The organism is Mesorhizobium sp. NZP2234, from assembly GCF_013170765.1.
Lineage (GTDB): Bacteria > Pseudomonadota > Alphaproteobacteria > Rhizobiales > Rhizobiaceae > Mesorhizobium > Mesorhizobium loti_D.
In genome coordinates, this window is sequence record NZ_CP033364.1 from 3,472,483 (window position 1) to 3,491,687 (window position 19,205).

General features: G+C 62.7%; 25 protein-coding genes and 1 tRNA gene. 10 read left to right on the forward strand and 16 right to left on the reverse strand.

The features are described from left to right. Nucleotides 1-59: 59 nt before the first annotated feature. From EB230_RS17035 to EB230_RS17045, 3 genes are read right to left on the reverse strand one after another with little or no spacing between them, the layout of a single operon-like run. Complete coding sequence (locus tag EB230_RS17035) at nt 60-1,277, reverse strand: ABC transporter permease (protein WP_172373280.1); 1,218 nt, start codon at nt 1,275-1,277, stop codon at nt 60-62. Nucleotides 1,278-1,279: 2 nt separating this feature from the next. After that, the gene (locus EB230_RS17040; RefSeq protein WP_056572959.1) at nt 1,280-1,987 is read right to left on the reverse strand and encodes an ABC transporter ATP-binding protein; all 708 of its coding nucleotides are present in this window, start codon (nt 1,985-1,987) and stop codon (nt 1,280-1,282) included. Between the two features lie 5 nt (nt 1,988-1,992). Continuing rightward, nucleotides 1,993-3,282: an efflux RND transporter periplasmic adaptor subunit gene (locus tag EB230_RS17045; RefSeq protein WP_056572956.1), complete on the reverse strand. Its 1,290-nt coding sequence runs from the start codon at nt 3,280-3,282 to the stop codon at nt 1,993-1,995. Between the two features lie 100 nt (nt 3,283-3,382). On the opposite strand from EB230_RS17045, the gene EB230_RS17050 reads away from it, so the two are divergent. Both EB230_RS17050 and EB230_RS17055 read left to right on the forward strand, forming a co-directional pair. Continuing rightward, the gene (locus tag EB230_RS17050; RefSeq protein WP_172373282.1) at nt 3,383-4,291 is read left to right on the forward strand and encodes a PhzF family phenazine biosynthesis protein; all 909 of its coding nucleotides are present in this window, start codon (nt 3,383-3,385) and stop codon (nt 4,289-4,291) included. Nucleotides 4,292-4,397: 106 nt separating this feature from the next. Further along, a tRNA-Lys gene (locus EB230_RS17055) sits at nt 4,398-4,473 on the forward strand. Nucleotides 4,474-4,573: 100 nt separating this feature from the next. Here EB230_RS17055 and EB230_RS17060 read toward each other — a convergent pair. The 13 genes from EB230_RS17060 to EB230_RS17120 form a co-directional block, all read right to left on the reverse strand. Further along, entirely contained in the window at nt 4,574-5,074 is a 501-nt protein-coding gene (locus EB230_RS17060; RefSeq protein WP_172373284.1) for a DUF1643 domain-containing protein, read from the reverse strand. Then, complete coding sequence (locus EB230_RS17065; RefSeq protein ID WP_172373286.1) at nt 5,071-5,505, reverse strand: hypothetical protein; 435 nt, start codon at nt 5,503-5,505, stop codon at nt 5,071-5,073. Before EB230_RS17065 ends, EB230_RS17060 begins: the two co-directional genes overlap by 4 nt. An 11-nt stretch (nt 5,506-5,516) precedes the next feature. Next, nucleotides 5,517-5,729, reverse strand: a complete 213-nt coding sequence (locus EB230_RS17070; protein ID WP_172373288.1) for a hypothetical protein — start codon at nt 5,727-5,729, stop codon at nt 5,517-5,519. Between the two features lie 14 nt (nt 5,730-5,743). Further along, complete coding sequence (locus EB230_RS17075; RefSeq protein WP_172373298.1) at nt 5,744-5,887, reverse strand: hypothetical protein; 144 nt, start codon at nt 5,885-5,887, stop codon at nt 5,744-5,746. Continuing rightward, nucleotides 5,884-6,117 (reverse strand): hypothetical protein, encoded by a 234-nt coding sequence (locus tag EB230_RS17080; RefSeq protein WP_172373301.1) that lies wholly within the window; start codon nt 6,115-6,117, stop codon nt 5,884-5,886. Before EB230_RS17080 ends, EB230_RS17075 begins: the two co-directional genes overlap by 4 nt. Then, nucleotides 6,114-6,368, reverse strand: coding sequence for a hypothetical protein (locus EB230_RS17085; RefSeq protein WP_172373303.1), 255 nt, complete (start codon nt 6,366-6,368; stop codon nt 6,114-6,116). The genes EB230_RS17080 and EB230_RS17085 overlap by 4 nt, the downstream gene beginning before the upstream one ends. Further along, the gene (locus EB230_RS17090) at nt 6,365-6,607 is read right to left on the reverse strand and encodes a hypothetical protein (protein ID WP_172373305.1); all 243 of its coding nucleotides are present in this window, start codon (nt 6,605-6,607) and stop codon (nt 6,365-6,367) included. Before EB230_RS17090 ends, EB230_RS17085 begins: the two co-directional genes overlap by 4 nt. Further along, nucleotides 6,604-6,804 carry a hypothetical protein gene (locus tag EB230_RS17095; protein WP_172373307.1) on the reverse strand — a complete coding sequence of 67 codons (201 nt, stop codon included), beginning with the start codon at nt 6,802-6,804 and terminating at the stop codon, nt 6,604-6,606. Before EB230_RS17095 ends, EB230_RS17090 begins: the two co-directional genes overlap by 4 nt. 1 nt (nt 6,805) lies before the next feature. After that, nucleotides 6,806-7,168, reverse strand: a complete 363-nt coding sequence (locus EB230_RS32655) for a helix-turn-helix domain-containing protein (RefSeq protein ID WP_246738805.1) — start codon at nt 7,166-7,168, stop codon at nt 6,806-6,808. A gap of 9 nt (nt 7,169-7,177) precedes the next feature. Continuing rightward, complete coding sequence (locus tag EB230_RS17105) at nt 7,178-8,137, reverse strand: hypothetical protein (protein ID WP_172373309.1); 960 nt, start codon at nt 8,135-8,137, stop codon at nt 7,178-7,180. Further along, nucleotides 8,138-9,139 (reverse strand): YqaJ viral recombinase family protein, encoded by a 1,002-nt coding sequence (locus EB230_RS17110; RefSeq protein ID WP_172373311.1) that lies wholly within the window; start codon nt 9,137-9,139, stop codon nt 8,138-8,140. After that, nucleotides 9,136-9,624: a hypothetical protein gene (locus EB230_RS17115; RefSeq protein WP_172373313.1), complete on the reverse strand. Its 489-nt coding sequence runs from the start codon at nt 9,622-9,624 to the stop codon at nt 9,136-9,138. Before EB230_RS17115 ends, EB230_RS17110 begins: the two co-directional genes overlap by 4 nt. A gap of 126 nt (nt 9,625-9,750) precedes the next feature. After that, nucleotides 9,751-10,374, reverse strand: a complete 624-nt coding sequence (locus EB230_RS17120) for a helix-turn-helix transcriptional regulator (protein ID WP_172373315.1) — start codon at nt 10,372-10,374, stop codon at nt 9,751-9,753. An 82-nt stretch (nt 10,375-10,456) separates the two neighbouring features. On the opposite strand from EB230_RS17120, the gene EB230_RS17125 reads away from it, so the two are divergent. The 8 genes from EB230_RS17125 (at nt 10,457) to EB230_RS17160 (ending at nt 19,096) form a co-directional block, all read left to right on the forward strand. Then, nucleotides 10,457-10,690 carry a hypothetical protein gene (locus tag EB230_RS17125; protein ID WP_172373316.1) on the forward strand — a complete coding sequence of 78 codons (234 nt, stop codon included), beginning with the start codon at nt 10,457-10,459 and terminating at the stop codon, nt 10,688-10,690. Nucleotides 10,691-11,008: 318 nt separating this feature from the next. After that, the gene (locus EB230_RS17130; RefSeq protein WP_172373317.1) at nt 11,009-12,664 is read left to right on the forward strand and encodes a DNA methyltransferase; all 1,656 of its coding nucleotides are present in this window, start codon (nt 11,009-11,011) and stop codon (nt 12,662-12,664) included. A 36-nt stretch (nt 12,665-12,700) separates the two neighbouring features. Then, on the forward strand, nt 12,701-13,189 hold the full coding sequence (locus tag EB230_RS17135; RefSeq protein WP_172373318.1) for a hypothetical protein: 489 nt from the start codon (nt 12,701-12,703) through the stop codon (nt 13,187-13,189). Then, nucleotides 13,190-14,671 carry a DEAD/DEAH box helicase gene (locus EB230_RS17140; protein WP_172373319.1) on the forward strand — a complete coding sequence of 494 codons (1,482 nt, stop codon included), beginning with the start codon at nt 13,190-13,192 and terminating at the stop codon, nt 14,669-14,671. 11 nt (nt 14,672-14,682) lie between these two features. Beyond that, nucleotides 14,683-14,967, forward strand: coding sequence for a hypothetical protein (locus EB230_RS17145; RefSeq protein ID WP_172373320.1), 285 nt, complete (start codon nt 14,683-14,685; stop codon nt 14,965-14,967). After that, nucleotides 14,960-15,802, forward strand: a complete 843-nt coding sequence (locus EB230_RS17150) for a hypothetical protein (RefSeq protein WP_172373321.1) — start codon at nt 14,960-14,962, stop codon at nt 15,800-15,802. Before EB230_RS17145 ends, EB230_RS17150 begins: the two co-directional genes overlap by 8 nt. Beyond that, on the forward strand, nt 15,799-16,221 hold the full coding sequence (locus EB230_RS17155) for a hypothetical protein (protein ID WP_172373323.1): 423 nt from the start codon (nt 15,799-15,801) through the stop codon (nt 16,219-16,221). Before EB230_RS17150 ends, EB230_RS17155 begins: the two co-directional genes overlap by 4 nt. Then, entirely contained in the window at nt 16,208-19,096 is a 2,889-nt protein-coding gene (locus tag EB230_RS17160; RefSeq protein ID WP_172373325.1) for a toprim domain-containing protein, read from the forward strand. The genes EB230_RS17155 and EB230_RS17160 overlap by 14 nt, the downstream gene beginning before the upstream one ends. Nucleotides 19,097-19,205: the final 109 nt, after the last annotated feature.

Consider the following 19,205-nt stretch of genomic DNA (forward strand, 5'->3'; position numbering starts at 1 on the left):
GTGTGCCCGGCCGCGCGGGCAAGCGCCCCAGGGTTGGGGATAGCCGTTGAAGCTGCTGCCTATTCGTGCCGTAGCGCGTCGATCGGATCGAGCCTGGCGCCGCGCATTGCCGGGAAGAAGCCGAACACCATGCCGATCAGCGCCGAAAAGCCGACGGCGAGCAGAATGACGGCCGGGCTCGGCGCAAAGGGTATCATCAGCGTCAGCGAGGCGAGGCCGGCCAGTGCCAGGCCGATCAGGATGCCGATGATGCCGCCGAGCAGCGACAGCACCGTCGCCTCGACCAGGAACTGGATGAGGATATGTTTCTCGTGCGCGCCGATGGCGAGCCTGATGCCGATCTCGCGGGTGCGTTCCGTGACCGAGACCAGCATGATGTTCATGATGCCGATGCCGCCGACCAGCAGGCTGACGCCGGCGACGGCGCCGAGCATGCCGGTCATCGTGGTGGTGGCGCTGGCCATGGCGTCGGCGATCTGCGTCATGTCGCGGATCGCGAAATCGCTCTCACGGTCGGGCGTGATCCGGCGCGCGTCGCGCAAGATGTCCTCGACACGCGGCTGCAATTCGCTGGTCGGCGTGCGGTCGTCGGCGGCGATGTAGATGTTGTCGATGTCGCGGTTGCCGGCGATGCGGCGCTGATAGGCGTGCAGCGGCATCAGCACCACATTGTCCTGATCCTGTCCGAAGCCCGTATAGCCCTTGGGCTCGAGCAGGCCGATGATCTTGCAGGAGGTGCGGTTGACGCGGATGATCTCGCCCTCCGGGTCGCCGGCGCCAAAGAACTGCTGGCGCACCGTCTCGCCGATCAGGCAGACGCCGGTGCCCGAGCGGGTTTCGGAATCGCTGAACGGGCGGCCGGACACCAGCTTCCAGTCGCGTGCGTCGAGATAGGCGCTGTCGGTGCCGGTGACACCGGAGGTCAGGCTTTCGGTGCCGAAGATGACGCGGACCTGCTTCTGCGAGGCCGGCGAGATGGCGCGCGCGCCGGTCAGATGCGCGACCAGTGCGGCAAGGTCCTTCTCCGCCAGTGGCCGCACCACCTGGTCGAGCCCGCCCGGGCCGCCGGGACCGGCCGGGCGACCGGCACGGACGACCAGCAGGTTGCTGCCGAGCTTGGAGATGTCGGCCTTGACCTTCTGCGTGGTGCCGGAGCCGATGGTCAGCATCGCAATGACGGCGGCGACACCGATGACGATGCCGAGCAACGTCAGGAACGAGCGCAGTACGTTGCGGCGGATCGAGCGCAGCGAGAGGCGGACGGTTTCCCAGATCATGATCAGGCCACCTCGACATTCATGGTGTCCGAGGCGACGTGGCCGTCGAGGAAGCGGATGGTGCGCTCGGCATATTCGGCGACGTCGGCCTCATGCGTGACCATGGTGACGGTCAGGCCGAGCTCCTTGTTGAGCTTCGTCAGCAGTTCCATGATCTCATGCGTGCGGGCGGTATCGAGGTTGCCGGTCGGTTCGTCGGCGACGAGCAGCGTCGGGCGGGTGACGATGGCACGCGCGATCGCCACGCGCTGCTGCTGGCCGCCGGAAAGTTCCGCCGGCGTATGATGCTCGCGACCGACCAGGCCGACCTGGGCGAGTGCTTGCATGGCAAGGTCGCGCCGCTCGCGGGCGGCGACGCCGCGATAGATTAGCGGCAGTTCGACGTTTTCGGCGGCCGTGGTGCGCGCCAGCAGATTGTAGCCCTGGAAGACGAAGCCGACATAGAGGTTGCGCAGCATGGCGCGGCGGTTGCGGTCGAGCCGGCCGGCGTCGACGCCCATGAAGGAGTAGGTTCCGGCCGTCGGCGTGTCGAGGCAGCCGATGATGTTCATCGCCGTCGATTTGCCGGAGCCGGACGGCCCCATGATGGCGACGAATTCGCCGCGCCTGATGGCAAGGTCGACTCCGGCCAGCGCATGGACCTTGGCTTCGCCCTGGCCATAGCTCTTCCAGACCTTGTCGAAGGTGATGAGCGTCGCGCTAGCGGCCACGGCCGTCAGCTCCGCGGCTGCGAGGCGGTGATGACCTGCGCGCCTTCGTCCAGGCCGGAGGTGATCTCGGTCAGTTCGCCATCGGTCGAGCCGATCTTGACGTTGACCGGATGCGGCCGGCCGTTCTCCAGCACATACAGCGTGCGCGAGCCATCGGTCGGGGTCGTCGCCTGGCGCTGGCGGTTGCCGCCCGGACGACCCATGCGGCCGGTGAACAGGTCGCTGAGGCTCCAGCCACGCGCGGCCTGCTGCGCCGGGCGGTAGCGGAAGGCGGAGGAGGGCACGGTAAGCACGCCCTTGGCCTCCCTTGTGACGACGGAAACGGTGGCGGTCATGCCGGGCCGCAGCAGCAGCTCGTTGTTGTTGACCTCGAGCCGCGCATTGTAGGTGACGACGCCGTCTGTCGTGACCGAGGCATAGGAGATGTCGCGGATCTCGGCATCGAACGGCCGGTCGGGGAAGGCATCGACGGTGAAACGGGCATGCTGGCCTGTCTTGACGGCGCCGATGTCGGCCTCGTCGACCGCCGCCACCAGTTCCATGTTACGCAAATCGGCGGCGATGACGAACAGCACCGGCGCCTGCAGCGAGGAGGCGACCGTCTGGCCGGGGTCGACCGAGCGCGTCAGCACGATGCCGTCGATCGGGGCATAGATGGTGCTGTTGGCAAGGTCGGTCTGCTGCGATTTGAGATCGGCATTGGCGATGGCGAGATTAGCCTGGGCGCTGTCAAGCGCCGCCTTGGAGCGGTCGCGCGTCGCGGTTGCCGCCTCGAGCGACTGGTCGGTCGCCATGCCACGCTTGGTCAAGGCGGCCGCGCGCACCAGCGCGCTTTCGTTTTCGGCCAGCGTCACCGTGGCGTCCTCGACATTGGCGGCCGCCACTTTCGCGGAAGCCTCGGCCCGTTCGATCTGGACCTGCAGCTTGGCGGTGTCGAGGGCCGCCAGCACGTCGCCCTTCTTCACCTGCTGGTTCTCGTTGACCGAGACCGAGCGTATGATGCCGGAAAGCTGGCTGGAAATATCGACCTGGGTGAGCGGCTGCAGCGTGCCCGTCGCCGAAACCTGGACGGTCAGATCGGCCTTGGCGGCCGGCACGGTGGTGTAATCGATCCTGGCGGGCGTGGCCGCATACCATTGATAGAGGCCAAGACCGGCGGCAAGCACGATCAGGGTCAGTAGCGCATAGAGCCAACCACGCCGGCGCGTCTTGCGCAGACCCTGTCGGTCGAGCCCAAGCGCCGTCTCGATGGCGGAATCCGATTCCGTCTTTGGCAGATTGACAATCTGGTCCACGTCGGACCCCTATGATGCGTATGTCCCTATCTGTGCACAGATCAGGCTTACCGGTTCAAATATCAAATTAAATTTCGCCCATGTTGGGATTGAGGCAGGAATGCAAACCCGGAGTTACTTGCTTTACGATGTGTTTACGACCGAGCGACTGGCCGGAAACCCGCTGGCCGTGGTGTTGGATTGCAAAGGTCTGAACACGGCGGCGATGCAGGCCATCGCGCGCGAATTCAACCTGTCCGAATCGGTCTTTGTGCTGCCGCCGGACAACCCCAAGCACAAGAACCGCATCCGCATCTTCACGCCCGACTACGAAATGCCGTTCGCCGGCCATCCGACGGTTGGATCGGCAATCGCGCTTGCCGAACTGGCCGGCGAAGGCGGTGCCGGCATCTTCGTGCTGGAAGAGAACATCGGCCCGGTGCGCTGCGCCGTCAGCACGCACGATGGCAACACCTTCGCCGAGTTCGATCTGGCGAAACTGCCGGAACCGCTGAAGCTCGAGGCCGATCCGGAAGCGATCGGGGCAGCCCTTGGCCTGGCGCCGCACGAGATCGGCTTCGAGAATCACCGCGTCTCGTTCTGGTCGGCCGGCGTGCCCTATGTGACCATTCCGGTCGCCAATCTCGAGGCGGCGGGCCGCATCCGGCTGGACAACCAGGCCTGGTCGGAGCTGGCGCCGCGCAAGAGCGAATGGGCCTTCGCCAGCCCCTATGTCTATTGCCGCGAGACGGTGAACCACGAAAGCGCCTTTCATGTCCGCATGATCGTGCCCGGCACGCCGTCCTATGAGGATCCGGCGACCGGTTCTGCAGCGGCCGCCTTCGCCGGCGCCATCATGCATTTCGACGGCCCGACGGACGGCATTTCACAGTTGTGGATCGAGCAGGGGCTGGAGATGGGCCGGCCATCGCGCATCCGCCTGGAACTGACCGTGCAAGGTGGAAAACTGGCCTCGGCGCGCATTGGCGGCAACGCGGTGAAGGTGGCGGAGGGCAAGCTTTTCGTCTGATCGCATCGAGGGTTGGTCGATTTGTCGGGAAATGATTCCGGCAGGGCTAGACATGGCCGATGGTGGCGGCTATATGCCCGCCAACGCCGGTTTTTGCCGGCCGAGTGGGTGCGTAGCTCAGTTGGTAGAGCAGCTGACTCTTAATCAGCGGGTCCACAGTTCAATCCTGTGCGCACCCACCAAAGCTTTTCAATGCTTTAGTGGTGATCCGAGTGTAGGGCGAAAAACGTCCTGCCAACACTCTGCCAACAATTTTCAGGGCCGTATTTTGCCCGTTTGTTCTCACCGGAAAGCCCTCGGAATGGTGTCCGCGCTGATATAGAGCGGATGCCCCGGAAATCCGGCGGCTGTCACCTTGAGCGCGAGCGGCGCGGCGCCGGCCTGGCGCATCACGTCGAGGGCGAAAGCGCCTCGGCCGTTCAATGCCCCGTGGGTTCCCCATCCGCAAATCACCTTCTCGGCCTCACGGGCGATATCGCGCAACGCGTCATCGTTTCCCGGCCCTATCGGGTCCGCATGGCTGTACAGCGCTCGCGGGTCCGTAGAGCGTAGCGCGAAGATATTCCCGAGCACAAGGCCGCCGAAGCCCCAGGCCTTCGCGAAGCCGATGCACCGGCGAATGGTGGGGTCGTCTTTCGTCTCATCTGCCGTGCTCGGGTTGAGCAAGATGAAAGCGGCCTTCGGCCCGGCGGACCATCGGCGCTCTAAACGAAACCGCCACGTTCGACAGGGCGAAAACGTGGCGGGTTCGAAGCGGTTGTCGCTGGCGAATAGGTCACTCATTCCAGCGCCCCGACCTGGCGGGCGAGCAACATATATTTCTCAACCCTCAACCGCTTCGCCTCTTTGCCGGCGTCAAGCTCGGCGGCTGTCATGAGCGGAAAGATGCCCTCGGCGGCCAGCATATCGAAAACGGCTTGCAGGTCGACGCACTCTTCGGCGATGCGCTCGGCATTCGTAAGAGACTGGCCGGGCTGCACCTCGCCTAGGCCGAAGCGTAGGGCCTTGGAAACACGGTGCCCGATCTCGGCGCCTTCCTCGGCGAGACAGGAAAGCAAGTGCTCGCGGCGCGTCATCGGGCGCAGCCCGGCAATCGCCCGCATCACCGCTTCCGCCTGCCATTGTGTTAGCGAGCGGTCGCCCTTGTAACCTTCCGTGAGGCCTGGGTCGGCGATGGCGCGGAAGATGACGCTTAAGAGGTTGTCATTGTCCAAGCGAGGGGCTGTCATTCTGAAACCTCTATGGTGTGCCAGTCATCGCCGCGCACGTCCGCGCCTTTGGCGGTGAAGGGGAAGGGCGGGACATCGCCGAGCTTGTTCTTGTCGAAGACGACCAGCGCTTCGTCGGTGCCGTTCCAAGGGCAGATGGCGAGGCGCACGGTGCGCCTCGGGTTCCATTCCGCCCGCTGGACAGTGGCCCCGGCGAGCACCGCCGCCATGGCCTCGGGGAAGTTCAAAGCGAGTGCAGGACGTAGACGGCTAGAAGCTCGCCCACGATGGGCGCCAGTAGCGTAACCGCCACCAAGCCGAGGCCGGCGCCGATGATTCCGCCGAAGCCGTAGGCCATGCCATTGATGATGCGATCAATCGTGTTCATGTGCTGGTTTCTCCCATGATTTCGGTGATAGCCTCGGCGAGGGCTCGGGCGGTTTGTGACTTGAGCCGGGCGAGGTGAAGGGGCTTCCAATAGTTTTCGCCCATGGATTGGTGGTTCTCACGCGCGTAGGCGAGGTCGTCATTTAAGGCGGCCTGTTCCATGGCGACCTTTGCCTCGGCGGCATCGGCCTTGCGCATCGCGGCGGCGTGCAGGTCGGCGAGCGCGATCATTTGCTCCGCCTCCGCATGACGACATCGAAGCCGAGCGTTTGCGCCACGGCGACAAGGCACCCAAGGGTCGGCTCCCGCAATCCGCCCTGCCAGGCATAGAACGAATTCATGGATACCCCGGAGGTGTCTTCCATCTGAAAGATCGGCATCCCGAGGCGCTTCCGTTCCGCGTTGAGGGCCGCCATTGCCCGGCGCTGTTGATTGAGGTCGAATTCGTCAATCAGGCTGTAATCTTCTGGCGCCGTGGTCATTTCTCGCCTCGCGTCCGTTTCATTGGTTCAAGGCTCGGCGTCCTGCCGGCGTTGTAGTCGCTCACGATGGCGAGAAGTTCTTGCGGCCAGCGCTGTTTGCCGTTCCGGTCCGCGTAAACGACATGCGTCCCGGTTGAGGTGCGAGCGCGCAAAATCACGCGCTCGCCGGTGATGTCCGAAACCTCGGCGCCGAGGTCGGAAAGCCAGGACTCGAAGTGGGCGAGGTCGCGGACGGTCACAACAAACCCGCTTCCCGCGCCACCGCCGCCGGCACCGTCAAGACGTGCAGCGGGCCGGCCGGCGAGAGGTCCGCGTGGGCAAGAGAAATCCAGCCCTCGCGTCCCGTTTCATTGACCCGGACAAGGGCGCCCCGGTCGTAGCTGTCCACGACCTTAACGGTGCGCGTGAACAGTTCGCTATCGGCGGTTGCTTCCATGTCACTCCCCGTCATCGCGCGTCTTGGTGCGCTCTTTTGAAGTCACGAACTTTTCGATTGTCTCGGCCCGGTACAGGACTCGGCCCTGTTTCTTGACGTAGCCGGGGCCGGTCCCGAGCACCCGCCAGCGGGCAAGCGTTGCCTTGCTGACCCGGAGCACCCCGGCGACATCGTCACCGGTTAGAAGCACCTCGCCCGTGGCAGCAAAGGCCACGGCGCGAGCTTCGTTGTTCTGGCCGAGTGACAAGGCCAGGGCCTCGGTTTTCTCGACCACGCTGGCAACGGCCTTCTCGCATATCGCCAAGGCCCGGCGGGCGCCGGACGTAGCGATTTGAAGGTCGCGAACTAGATCAACGCCTGACATCGCGACTCCTTAAGACGGGCTGTAATCGTCTTCGCCTTCGGCATCGCCGAGGTCGAAAACATCGTCTGCACCGGCGGCGCGGTCGCCATCGCCGTCAACGTCTTCGTCTTCCAACACCACGCCATCGGCGTCATGCGGGGGAAGCTCCTCCGAGGCCGCTACGGCTTCGATGACGGTCGCGGCGGGCTTCGCCTTCGGCTTCGGCTTGTCCGCTGCCTTGGCCGCTGCCATGGCGGCGTGAACGCCCCTCGGCCTGCCCTCGGGCTTGCCTTCCGTCGCCGCGTCCACGACCTCGGCCGCTGGCGTGATGTCTTTGATCGCGGCCATGTCCATAGCCTCGTCGGCGGTCGTCATGCCGTTAAGGAGGTGCGGGGCGTATAGCTTGCCGAAGAACGCGGCGGACCGATACATCAGCATGAGATCGTCCATCGTCACCCACTTCGAACCGGGGCGGAAATACCAGCCTTCCGCTACCGCCATGGCGATGGACACGGTCGGGCCTTCAAGCACGTCGCCGGTGGCCTTCTCCGTCGCGTAGGCGGTGCAGACCTTGTTGACGATTGTTGCCTTCACGACGCGGCTTACCCGGTTGCCTTTCGGGCCGCTCCATTCCGTTTTGGAAACCTCTTGCTCGCCGAGGTTTTCTTTGCGGAAGCGGATCGGCGAGAACAGGCCGCAGGCGTTGAGGGCTGCGATGATGAATTGCGATGCCCAGGAAGGCCGGCCTTCGATCACGTTGAGGTTTTGCATGACCATGATGGGCGGGATCTGCATCCGGTTCGCCATGTCCAAAGCGATCAGGGCGTTACCCATGTTGCCCTCGCCCCGGTAGTTTTCGGGAACAAGGTTCGATGATGTCAGGGCTTTGCAAAGGCGCTGCCCGGCGGCGAAATCGGCCTCGCTTGAGAATACGGAAATAGCGCGGTGAGACGGTGGGGTCGCCAGGGCGACAGCTTGTCCGGTGGTCATTTAGTTCGAACCTTTCTTGGCCTTCACGGCCTTCGGCTTCGGCTTGGACAGCCGAAGATTGCGGTAGGTGGTTGCGGGGTAGTTGATCGTTGACGCTTCGCGGTGGACCGTTCCGGCGGAAAGCTTCCAGCCGCCGCCGAACACGGTTTCGGTGTCTTTGACGAAATCGAGCAATTCCGCCGCCGCGCGTTTCTTGTCTTCCTCGGCCGCCTTGAAGGTGAGGTCGGCGTCGTACTTCGCCGCCATGAGGGCGTTGAGTTTCACCGGGTCCAGCTCGGGTTCATCGCCGGGGTGGTCGAGGTCAAAGGACTTCGCGACCGTGGCGTGCCGGTAGAGCGTGCGGATCGTCTCATAGTCCGCGAGGTAGTCCGCCGGTGGCGCTTCGTTGCGAGCGACCCGGCCGTGCATGTCATCGACCCGGATGATGATTTCCGCGATCACTTCGGCGTCACGGTCCCGGCGGAATACCCGAACCGTATTGCCGCCGATGAGGCCGGCGAGAACGCCCCACTTGAAGCCCGTAACCGCGAGCTGGTGTTGCACCTGAAACTCGATATGCGGCGGCGCCTCTTCGTCCGACCAGTCTTTGCCGGCGATGAAGAAATCAACGTTCTTGATTTCCAGAACGCCGAAGCCGATTTCGGGGCGAGCCGGATCAATGATGACGTAGTCGGGCGAAGCCCCCATGCCTGCCACGGTCTTGGACCTGGCGTAGAGGAAGGGGTGGGCGTCAACGATTTGCCAACCATTGTCAGCGCAGACGCCTTGAGCGATTGCGTTTTGCAAACGCTTACCCCAAAGCATTCGCTCGTTTTCCTCGAATTCAACGGTGATGTTGCCCGCCATCCGGTGGAACATATCGAACGGCGTCATATAGGGGCTGCAGCCGAAGAGCGTCGCGGAACCGGTGGCGGTGATGTCCGGTTCCCGCAGCTTGTGCCACGTCGACTCTTTGCGCGGCCAGAACCATTCGGCATCGGGGGAATAGGGGGTCTTGCTCATGCCCGCGCCTCGGCCAGGGCGGCGGCAACAATGATGCTTCGGAAGGTGCGCCAGCGGCCGGAAGCGAAGATGCCAAAACTGTCCACGGCGGAACCTTCAAGCGGGACGGGGGTGCCGCCGTGCGCGGCCTCAAGCCAAGCCCTGTCAATGGCGACCTCATCGCCGATCAACCGGACCTCGGCGAGCAAGACGCCGAGCGGAACGGACGTGCCCACCGTCAGCTCGCGGTCGTCTTCATGGCGCTCGATATGGCCGTCGATGCTGCCGAGCCCGTCCACCTCGGCGGTAAGGTCATTCGGGCATTCCGTGCCTCCGGTGAGATAGAGGCCGTGCTTATCGAATGCGCCCACGCCATCGGCGTAAAACCACGCCGAGCGCCCCATAATGTCAACGGCGGGGCTGTCTTCCTTATCTCGAAACGGGCGAAGCGGCCCGACCTTTTTTCCGCTGCGCGAACGGTAAATCCTACCCGTTGAAACCAACATGCTACCCGAATCCTTTGTTTGCATTTTGCTAACTGTTTGTAATATGCAAACACGCTACGGGCGGCGTCAACCGGAAACTGCGACCGAATGATAAAATTTGAATTTATTAAGTGGGTAGCTGCTTTATCAGGCCGTCGCGGGCTTCATAAGCAATATTGGCGCATACCATTCGACCTCTGCCTCGGTAGACTCGGGGATGCCGAGGCCGAGCAAGGTATGCGAGCCCGGCGTGTATCCGCGCCGAATCGTGCGCAGCATTACTTCTCCGGACTTGGTGCCAACCACGCAACCGCGACCGATCATTCTATCGTCAGGCTCACGCCTGGCGCCAGAAACTACGATCCACCCGTCGAGGATATCCATTTTTGTTTGTGGCGTCCGCCATTGCAGGGCGGTCGAACCGGGCTCAACGTTCACGCCTATGTCAATCATGCGCTTTCGCTTGCCGTTGCCTTCTGTCTGGACCCGCGCGCTATCATCGATCCAGCCTTCAAAAGGCAGCATGTGCGGAGAGGTGGCGTCGCCGGCTTTGATGCCGTCCGTTCGAACGCCCATGCGTTCCATGACCTCGGAAACGGTGACGCCGAGAAGCCGCGCCATATCGGCGGCGTGGGCAAGAGAAAGCTTCCGCTTGCCGGCAAGCATGAGGCTCATGGTGGATTTGTCTATGCCGAGCATCCGGCCGAGGCCGGATTGCGAAAGCCGGTGCTCTTCAAGTTTCCGGCGGAACCAATCAACGTCGGGTTTCATAAGGCACTCCATACCATGCACTGCTACCACATCTGATTCCGTCCATATCAAAGTTGTTAACATTTAGCAAACGATATCAAACATGACAGTTAATTCCCCTTTGCAATTTGTCACGGATTTGTTTGCAAACGGCAGACGTGCCGAATTGGCACGGCTACTCGGGGTGAACCGCTCCACTATCACCGGTTGGGATAATGCGGAGCGCCGCCCCGATGGAATGGGCGGGACGATTCCCGCTGCTTACGTGCCGAAACTGCTTAAAATCGCTGCACAACGTGGGATCACGCTGGACCTATCGAAATTGTTCCCGAGTTGATCTTTCTAATTTGTCAGAAATTTGACTTGCTTCCGCTGGCCGAACATGGTTTGCATTTTGTCAACGCTTATCGGGTTATATCAAACGTGACACGACTCGCCGGACCTGGGGACTTTGTTTGCGAAGTGTGCGGCGGCCTCGCCGGCTTCGGTTACAATGTCAAATTGAGGGTCGGACGGCTCGGGAACTGGCGTTGCTTCGCCCATCGTGTTGACGAAACGCAAACGATTTATCAGGCCGAGCCGGTTGAGAAGCCGGCGCCGCCCCCACCGCCACCGGCGCCGCCGGTAGCTCCAAACCAAGGGGATCTCTTCTAGCATGACAGCCTCAACCGTCTTTCTGGATGGCCGCGTTACGCTGCTTTCCGGCGACTGCTTTGCTCGCCTTGACGATATCGCCGAGGGCTCCGTCGACGCCGTGGTGTGCGACCCGCCCTACCATCTAACCTCAATCGTCAACCGCTTCGGCGGTGATGACGCGGCGCCAGCGACGCCAAAGGAAGGCAGCGCCGGGGCCTACGCCAGGGCATCCGCCGGCTTCATGGGTAAGACATGGGACGGCGGCGACATCGCGTTCCGGCCGGACCTTTGGGCGAAGGTGCTTCGCGTGCTGAAACCCGGCGGCTACGTGGTCGCTTTCTCGGGCACCCGGACCTATCACGATATGGCGGTTGCCATCGCTCGCGCCGGCTTCGAAGTCCGCGACAACATTCTCAACATGCTCGCCTCGGATACGGCGGTTGTCCAGTTTCTCGAAAGCCTTTCCCCGGCACAGGTGGAAGCGTTTTTCAAATGCGTTGAGGATAGCCAATTCGGCGGAATGCTGGCGTGGTGCTACGGCACCGGATTCCCGAAAAGCCATAGTGTTTCGAAGGGCATTGACGACCATTTGTTCCGGCAATGGCTGGACGAAAACGAAGCCATCCGCGCCCGCTACAATCGCCTGACGAAATGGGCGAAGAGCCGGGACAAGCGCGGGATCTCAACCGGGCTTCGCGGCCGGATTGAAACAGCGTTCAAGCGCATCGGCGACTTTCGCGGCGAATTCCTCGGCAAAGAAACGCTTGTCAATGACATGCGCAATTCCGCTCTTTTGAACGTGGGTAAGGGCGAAGAGCGCCCCGCCTATGATCGGGATATCTATTCCACCGGTACGCCCGAGGCCGCCGAGTGGAATGGATGGGGCACCGCGCTTAAACCGGCGTGGGAACCGATATGCCTGGCTCGGAAACCGATGATCGGAACCGTGGCCGCCAACACCCTGGCGCACGGCACCGGCGGACTCAATGTGGACGCCTGCCGGATCGACGCCGAGAAGGCAACGGGATGGGGCGGCAAGGCCAGCGGCGGCGGTACCTGGACCGACGAAAACAGCGGCCTTTGCAAAGATGGTGACGCCCGCCCGGTGCAAGGCCGATACCCGGCGAATATCGTAACGGACGGGTCCGCCGAGGTGGAAGCCGCGTTTCCTACTGCAGCCGGGGCGCAAGGCCGCGTCACGGGCAGGGAAGGCAGCGCCAGCACCAAGAACACGCACGGGGAGTATAACCGGGCCGCCAGCGAACCACGCGGCGACGCGGGCTCTTCTGTCCGTTTCTTCTACAGCGCTAAGGCGGACGGCGACGACCGCCTCGGCTCGAAACACCCTACCGTGAAGCCGGTCGACTTGATGCGCTGGCTTGTCCGTCTTGTCTGCCGGAAGGGCGGCACAGTTCTTGACCCCTTCGCCGGAACGGGCACCACGGGTGAGGCCGCGTTTTGGGAGGGCTGCAACGCCATCCTGATAGAGCGCGAGGAAGAATATCAACGGGACATCGCGAAGCGCATGTCGCTTGTGCTCGCCGGTCCCGAAACCAAGAAACGGGCGCGAACCGAACTAGAGCCCGCCGAGGGCCTTCCGCTCTTCGGCGACGCCACCGTTGCCCACGTCTCGAAAATCAACGCCGCCCGCGAGCTGGCTATTGCCGCGAACTAAGCGTTTGCAAAACGCAAACGATTTGGAGAATCCTTCATGAAATGGACCGCTGAAAACAAGGCCGAGGCTGCACGCCTTTGGTCGACGGGAATGAATGGCCCCGAGATCGCCGAACTGGTCGGCGCCACCCCGGAAGAGCTGTACGGCCTGGCCAGGCGCAACCCCGTGCTGTTTCGCCCTCGGGGCCACGGCAAGACCCGCTTTCGCAAGACGGCGGCGCCGCCACAGGTGGAAGGGCCGGCGCCGAAGCCGTTCAAGTCAGCGTTTCCCGCTAAGGCGCCAGGCTATGCCGGTGTCCCGAAAGGCCGGCTCACCTCTTGCCAGTGTGAGTTTCCGCTTTGGGGCCATCACGAAGCGTTTGACGCCGAGACTTCGCTGTTTTGCGGAGCACCGCGGATTCCAGATAGCCGCATCCCGTATTGCGGTTTCCACGCCATCGCCACCGCCGGCAAAGGCACCCCGGTCGAGCGCCGCGCCATCCGTGACGCCATAGCGATGGACGCCCGCGAGACGGTGGCGGCTTAAATGGCCTTCGTCCTTCGCCCCTACCAGCAAGAGCTAATTGTCGAGACGCGGGACGCGCTTCGCGAGGTCAATTCCGTTCTTGTCCAGATGGCGACCGGCGGCGGCAAAACCGGCCTCGCCGCGTTCATGGCGTCATCGGCGGCGAAGCGCGGGAAACGCGTCATCTTCGGTGTCCATCGCCGCGAGCTGATCAAGCAAACCGCGCTCACCTTCGACAAGGTCGGCATACCCTACGGCATCATTGCTTCCGGCATGACAGGGGACCGCCGCCAGCCGGTGCAGATCGCCAGCATCCAAACCCTCGGCAAGAGGATGGATCAACACGGCACGCCCGACCTGTATGTGCCGGACGAAGCCCACCACGCCGGGGCGAAGACGTGGGCCGATATCATCGAAGAATACGCGAACAAGAAATCCAAGATTGTCGGGCTGTCCGCGACGCCGGAACGCCATGACGGCACCGGGCTAGGGAAGTGGTTCGGCCGGATGGTGCAGGGGCCGCCGGTCGCCTGGCTAATGGATCAAGGCTACCTCTCCACCTATCGCGTTTTTGCCCCGTCATCGCCCGACCTCGGCGGCATCAAGCGTTCCGGCGCCGACTTCAATAAGGCCGACCTTGAGAAGCGCATGGGCGCAACCGCGATCACGGGCAACGCGGTCGAGCATTACCGCCGGCTCGCGCATGGCCGTAAGGCGATGATCTTTTGCGTGTCCATCAAGCACAGCTTGAGCGTGGTCGAGCAGTTCCAAGCCGCCGGCTACACCGCTGCCCATATCGACGGCGACTCACCGGACCGCGACGCCATCCTTCGGGCCTACGAGCGCGGCACGATTCAGATCCTGTCATCGGTGGACCTTGTTTCCGAGGGCTTCGATTTGCCCGCGATTGAGGTCGCCATTCTGTTGCGGCCGACCCATTCGCTGGCGCTGTTCCTACAGCAAGTCGGCCGCGTCCTTCGCCCCGTCTACGCGCCAGGCTTCGACCTCGAAACCCAGGCGGGCCGCCTCATGGCGATAGCGGCGGGACCGAAGCCTTACGCCCTCATTCTCGACCACGCTGGAAACAGCATCCCGAAAGACCAAGGCGGACGCGGCCACGGCCTGCCCGATGACGACCGGGAATGGACGCTTGAGGGCCACAAGAAAAAGAAACGGGCGAAGGACGAAGACGACGACGATGAGCCGGCGGTGACGACCCGGCAGTGCCCGAACTGCTTCCGCGTCCATCAACCCGCGCCGGTGTGCCCGCAATGCCAGCACGTTTATCCATCCATGGGCCGGACGGTGAAAGAGCTGGCCGGCGAGCTGGCCGAGATCGACCGCACCGCCAGGGTCGAGGCGAAGAAACAACAAAGCTCGGCGAAGAGCTTGGAAGACTTAGTCGCGCTCGGAAAAATGCGCGGCATGAAGAATCCGCTCGGGTGGGCGAAGCACGTCCACGCCGCCCGAATGTCCAAATCCCAAACCCGCTACGTCAGATGAAAGGTACACCTATGGCACGCTCCTATTCCGATTACATCAAAACCGGCCAGATGACCGACCTACAGGCCATCAAGCACAACACCGTGCGGACCCAGGGACGTAAGGCGATCGCTGGCGTGCTGGCCTCCCACGTAAGCGACGGCTTGCCCGCCGATGCCGCAGCCTTCGGCATCCTCGATACCATCGCCGTCAAGATGGTGGAGTGGTATGGCCCCGCCGCTGCCGGCGAGGTGTTCCGTCACTACGCCACCGTTTGCGAGCGCCAGGTTGCCACCGGCGGCCCCGTCAATGGCTAAGGCGAGGGCAGTATTCGAGTCCGAGGCCGCGCTTTGCGCCGCCTTCATCGCCCGGTTGCCCGAGGGCTGGACCGCCTACCCGGAAACCGCCGGTTTCGATATCCTCTTGGTGCGCGATGTTGACGGCGCCCAAATCGGCGTTGAGGCGAAAATGACCCTCAACGCAAAGGTGTTGCTGCAGGCCGTGGACGGCATCTATTCGGGCCGAGGCGGCGAGCGTTGCGGGCCTGACTTCCGGGCCGCGTTGGTGCCGTCTGGCGCCGCCGGGGTCGAGCTGAAAACCGTTGCAAGCTACCTCGGCGTTGCGGTGATCGTCATGACAAGCGAGGCGGAACGCGAGGCCGAGGAAAAGGCATTCGCCGAAAAGTACGGGTTACCATACCGCCGAGCCCATTCAAATGATAAGCCGTGGTTCGCCCCGGAACTACCGGAAATCGGCGGCTACATCTGGCGCGAGATTTGGGCGGATCATTGCCCGGCGGAACGGTGCAAGGTTCCGGCCTATGTGCCCGATGTCGTGGCCGGCGCCTCGGGGCCTTCGCAGCTTTCGGAATGGAAGATTAAGGCGATCAAGATTTGCATAATCTTGGAACGCCGGGGCTTCGTCACCATCGCCGATTTCAAGAAAATCGGCATCGACCGGAAGCGCTGGCTTGATATGCGGTGGATCTCGCATAGCGAGGAACGGGGCAGCTACATCGCCGGCCGAAGCGCCTTGAACCTTCGCGTCGCCCATCCCGTGAACTTCGGGCAGATCGAGGCGGACTTTGACAAATGGAAGCCAGGCGAGGTCGAGCTTAAGGCCGAGCTCAAAGCTATGCCGGCGCTGCTATGAGCACCGGCACAAACCTTATGAATCGCTGCCTCATCGCGTTGTCCAAGGCGGGCGCTACGGTGTGGAGAAACACCACGGCATCGGGGTGGGCGGGCAAATCGTTTTCATTGTCGGCCGGCGAGAAATACACTGCCCGAGGTGGCGAGCGAGTCGTGCTTGACGCCTACCCCATCAAGGCCGGGCTATGCCTCGGGTCCGGCGATATCATCGGCCTCAACTCAATCGTCATCACGCCCGAAATGGTGGGCCGCCGGGTCGCGGTATTCGGCTCTTGGGAAGTGAAAGACGGGACGGGTCGACCGACGAAGGAACAAACCCATTTCGCGGGTTTCATCGCTGGCGCCGGTGGCATCGGTACGATCATTAGAAGTGAAGCGGAAGCGCTCGAAACCCTTAAGGCATACCGTGGCGGACAGTGACGACAACATTCTCGCTTTCATCGAAGCGATGCGTTCCGCCGGTGTCCACCTGGACACCGCCAACGCTCGGGGCTCATCCCATCCCATAGCGGACGGCAAGATACACCGCGCCAACGCCCAGGGAAAAAAACAGGCTAAAAATCAGCACGTATGGTATGTGTTGCATCTGGATTCCCCGGCCTCGGGTGCCTTCGGCGACCTGCAAACTGGCGTTCAAGATACTTGGACCGAAAAGCGGCCGTCGACAATGACAGCAGCGGAACGGGCCGCCCTGAAACAGCGCATGGTCGACACGCAACGCCAGCGTGACGAAGACCGGGCCAAGATGCACGCCGCCGCTGCCGCCGCCGCTGGCCTCATCATGGCAGAAACAGAGAAGGCCCCGGCGACGCACCCCTACCTCGCCAAAAAGGGGTTGCCGCCTTTCCCCGGCCTTCGCCGCCTCAAGAAAAATGTGCGGTACGTCATCGACCCCGAGGAAGAGCCCCGCACCGCGCGGGCCGGTAGCCTTGTCGTGCCGATCTTCACCCCGGCCGCCGAGCTGGTAAGCGTCCAGCTCATCGCCGATGACGGCACGAAACGCTTTCTCAAAGGCACCGCGAAAGAGGGGAACTATCATTCCATCGGCAAGAAACCGGATGAGGCGGGGGCTGTTATCGCCATCGCCGAGGGCTACAGCACGGCGGCTCGAGTCCACCAAGCGACCGGCTACCTCACCATTGCTGCTTTCGATGCGGGAAATCTCGCTTCGGTGTCAAAGGCGATCCGGGTGAAGTACCCGGAGGCCCGGTTGCTTTTCGCGGCGGACAATGACCGGTTCACGAAGATGCCGGACAACCGGATGAATCCGGGCCTCACGAAGGCTCGCGAAGCGGCGGAAACGGTCGGCGGTGTGGTGGCGGTCCCCGAGTTCGACCCCGCCGATATCGAGCTAACCGACTTCGATGATCTGGCACAGAAATACGGTCTTGACCGGGTTCGGGCAGTCATCGCCGCCGTGGTTGAACCGCCTCAATCCGGGGCGGACGAAAACCCGCCGCCGGCCGAGGATGGCGGCGGGTATGATCCAGCCGACCGAGACTACGGCCAGGACCACGCCGCCGAGCACGAAAGCCGCGAGGCGACCCCGAGTGGAAAAGACGGCGCGGCAGAACATCCGCTGGCAAGTTTCGGCGACCCTCATTTCCGATGCCTCGGCGTTGACGAAACCATGTGTTTTTTCCAGCCCGCGAACGTGGCGCAAGTGATCGGGCTCAACGCCTCGGCGCTGTCATCATCGAACATGATGCGGCTTGCCCCGCTGCAATGGTGGGAAATGGAATTCCCCGGAGCGAAAACGGGTGTCGATTGGAGCGCCGCGATCAACGCATGCATGCAGGCCTGCATGTTCCGCCGCAAGTTTGTACCGCACAATTCGGTGCGGGGGCGTGGCGCCTGGTTTGAAGGTGAAACCGCAATCTATCATGCCGGCGACCGCCTCATTGTGGACGGGGAGGAAACATCGTTTCACGAACATAGGAGCCGGTTCGTCTATGACGAAGGCGAGTCCATGGCTGTTGAAATGGATGCGCCTATCTCGACCGCCGAGGCACGTAAGTTCCTGGCCCTTTCCAAGAGCCTACGGTGGGTTTCGCCGCTGTCCGGGTACTTGCTCGCCGGTTGGTGCGTGGTGGCCCCGGTGTGCGGCTTCCTGAAATGGCGCCCCCATGTTTGGGTCAATGGCCCCTCCGGTTCCGGCAAGTCGACGGTGATGGATCAGATTGTGAAACGCTGCCTCGCCGCCACCGCGCTAAGCGTGGTCGGCAACACCACGGAAGCCGGCGTCCGAGGGGCGCTTGGCATGGATGCGCTGCCGATCATCTTTGACGAAGTTGAGCCGAAGGATCAGAACAACCAAAACCGCATCCGGGCTATTATGGATCTCGCGCGCGTCGCCGCATCCGAAGGCGACGGCCTCATTCTCAAAGGCACCGCAAACCAGAAGACGAAGGGTTTCCGCGCCCGATCAATGTTTGTGTTCGCTTCCATCGTCACGCAAATCGAAGGCTACGCCGACGAATCCCGCATCACTCAATTGACGCTCGCCGATCCGGCGCAGGACACGGAAGAGGAAAAGGCGATCAACAAAAAGCACTATGAAAAGTTGCTGTCCGATATCGTGGACCTTCTCACCCCGGCCTTTTCAAAGCGGCTTCTCGCTCGCACCATCAAGCACTTGCCGACCCTTCGGGCTTATGTCGATGTCTTCACGGTGGCGGCGGCGCAACACCTCGGAAGCCAGCGCTTAGGCGACCAGCTCGGGCCGATGCTTGCCGGCGCCTATCTGTTGAACAGCACGAAGCCGGTGACGGTGGAAGACGCCTTGATATGGCTTCGGGCCAATGACTGGACCGATCACAGCGCGAAGGGCGCCACCAAGGATTCCGATAGGTTCTTGCAGCATATCACCGGCTACTTGGTGCGGCACAACACGCCCGAGGGCGGCACCTGGGAGCGGACAATAGGCGAGCTTCTAGAGCTGGCGGCCTTCGCCGCCGATATGCTGCCGCTCAATGACGGATACAACACCAAAGAGCCGAATAAGAAAAAGCAATCTGCAATCGCGGCCTTGGCCCGCATGGGGGTTCGGGTCTGGCGGGGTCAAGAGGCCGGCCTATTGGTGGACATCACGACCTCGCACGAAAGCTTCAAGCGCCTGGTGTTGAAAAACACGGAATGGGCGTCTTCGAAGTACCGGGACATTCTCAAGGCGATCCCAGGCGCCAGGGCAGGGAAGGGGAACCGCTACTTTTCCAGCGGCATCAACACGCCGTTTGTGACGGTCCCGCTTAATGCCCTTCTCGGCGAACGGGAGCCCGGTGAAGACTTGGATTGAGCGTTGACAAAACGCAAACGACTCGCGTCTAGTGGGGATGCAAAAGCACTGTACAGCCCGGCGGAAACGGCTCGGCGAGAAGCAGCTACGGCCGAGGGGTGAGGCAGTT

Bases quoted from the DNA above. Each gene is read 5' to 3' on its own strand.
- EB230_RS32655 (WP_246738805.1), bottom strand. From the start codon at position 7,168: ATGTCAGGCGTTGATCTAGTTCGCGACCTTCAAATCGCTACGTCCGGC.
- EB230_RS17085 (WP_172373303.1), bottom strand. From the start codon at position 6,368: ATGACCACGGCGCCAGAAGATTACAGCCTGATTGACGAATTCGACCTC.
- EB230_RS17070 (WP_172373288.1), bottom strand. From the start codon at position 5,729: ATGGCGGCGGTGCTCGCCGGGGCCACTGTCCAGCGGGCGGAATGGAAC.
- EB230_RS17060 (WP_172373284.1), bottom strand. From the start codon at position 5,074: ATGAGTGACCTATTCGCCAGCGACAACCGCTTCGAACCCGCCACGTTT.
- EB230_RS17080 (WP_172373301.1), bottom strand. From the start codon at position 6,117: ATGATCGCGCTCGCCGACCTGCACGCCGCCGCGATGCGCAAGGCCGAT.
- EB230_RS17075 (WP_172373298.1), bottom strand. From the start codon at position 5,887: ATGAACACGATTGATCGCATCATCAATGGCATGGCCTACGGCTTCGGC.
- EB230_RS17035 (WP_172373280.1), bottom strand. From the start codon at position 1,277: ATGATCTGGGAAACCGTCCGCCTCTCGCTGCGCTCGATCCGCCGCAAC.
- EB230_RS17095 (WP_172373307.1), bottom strand. From the start codon at position 6,804: ATGGAAGCAACCGCCGATAGCGAACTGTTCACGCGCACCGTTAAGGTC.
- EB230_RS17110 (WP_172373311.1), bottom strand. From the start codon at position 9,139: ATGAGCAAGACCCCCTATTCCCCCGATGCCGAATGGTTCTGGCCGCGC.
- EB230_RS17105 (WP_172373309.1), bottom strand. From the start codon at position 8,137: ATGACCACCGGACAAGCTGTCGCCCTGGCGACCCCACCGTCTCACCGC.
- EB230_RS17125 (WP_172373316.1), top strand. From the start codon at position 10,457: ATGACAGTTAATTCCCCTTTGCAATTTGTCACGGATTTGTTTGCAAAC.
- EB230_RS17115 (WP_172373313.1), bottom strand. From the start codon at position 9,624: ATGTTGGTTTCAACGGGTAGGATTTACCGTTCGCGCAGCGGAAAAAAG.
- EB230_RS17050 (WP_172373282.1), top strand. From the start codon at position 3,383: ATGCAAACCCGGAGTTACTTGCTTTACGATGTGTTTACGACCGAGCGA.
- EB230_RS17155 (WP_172373323.1), top strand. From the start codon at position 15,799: ATGAGCACCGGCACAAACCTTATGAATCGCTGCCTCATCGCGTTGTCC.
- EB230_RS17120 (WP_172373315.1), bottom strand. From the start codon at position 10,374: ATGAAACCCGACGTTGATTGGTTCCGCCGGAAACTTGAAGAGCACCGG.
- EB230_RS17135 (WP_172373318.1), top strand. From the start codon at position 12,701: ATGAAATGGACCGCTGAAAACAAGGCCGAGGCTGCACGCCTTTGGTCG.
- EB230_RS17140 (WP_172373319.1), top strand. From the start codon at position 13,190: ATGGCCTTCGTCCTTCGCCCCTACCAGCAAGAGCTAATTGTCGAGACG.
- EB230_RS17150 (WP_172373321.1), top strand. From the start codon at position 14,960: ATGGCTAAGGCGAGGGCAGTATTCGAGTCCGAGGCCGCGCTTTGCGCC.
- EB230_RS17145 (WP_172373320.1), top strand. From the start codon at position 14,683: ATGGCACGCTCCTATTCCGATTACATCAAAACCGGCCAGATGACCGAC.
- EB230_RS17130 (WP_172373317.1), top strand. From the start codon at position 11,009: ATGACAGCCTCAACCGTCTTTCTGGATGGCCGCGTTACGCTGCTTTCC.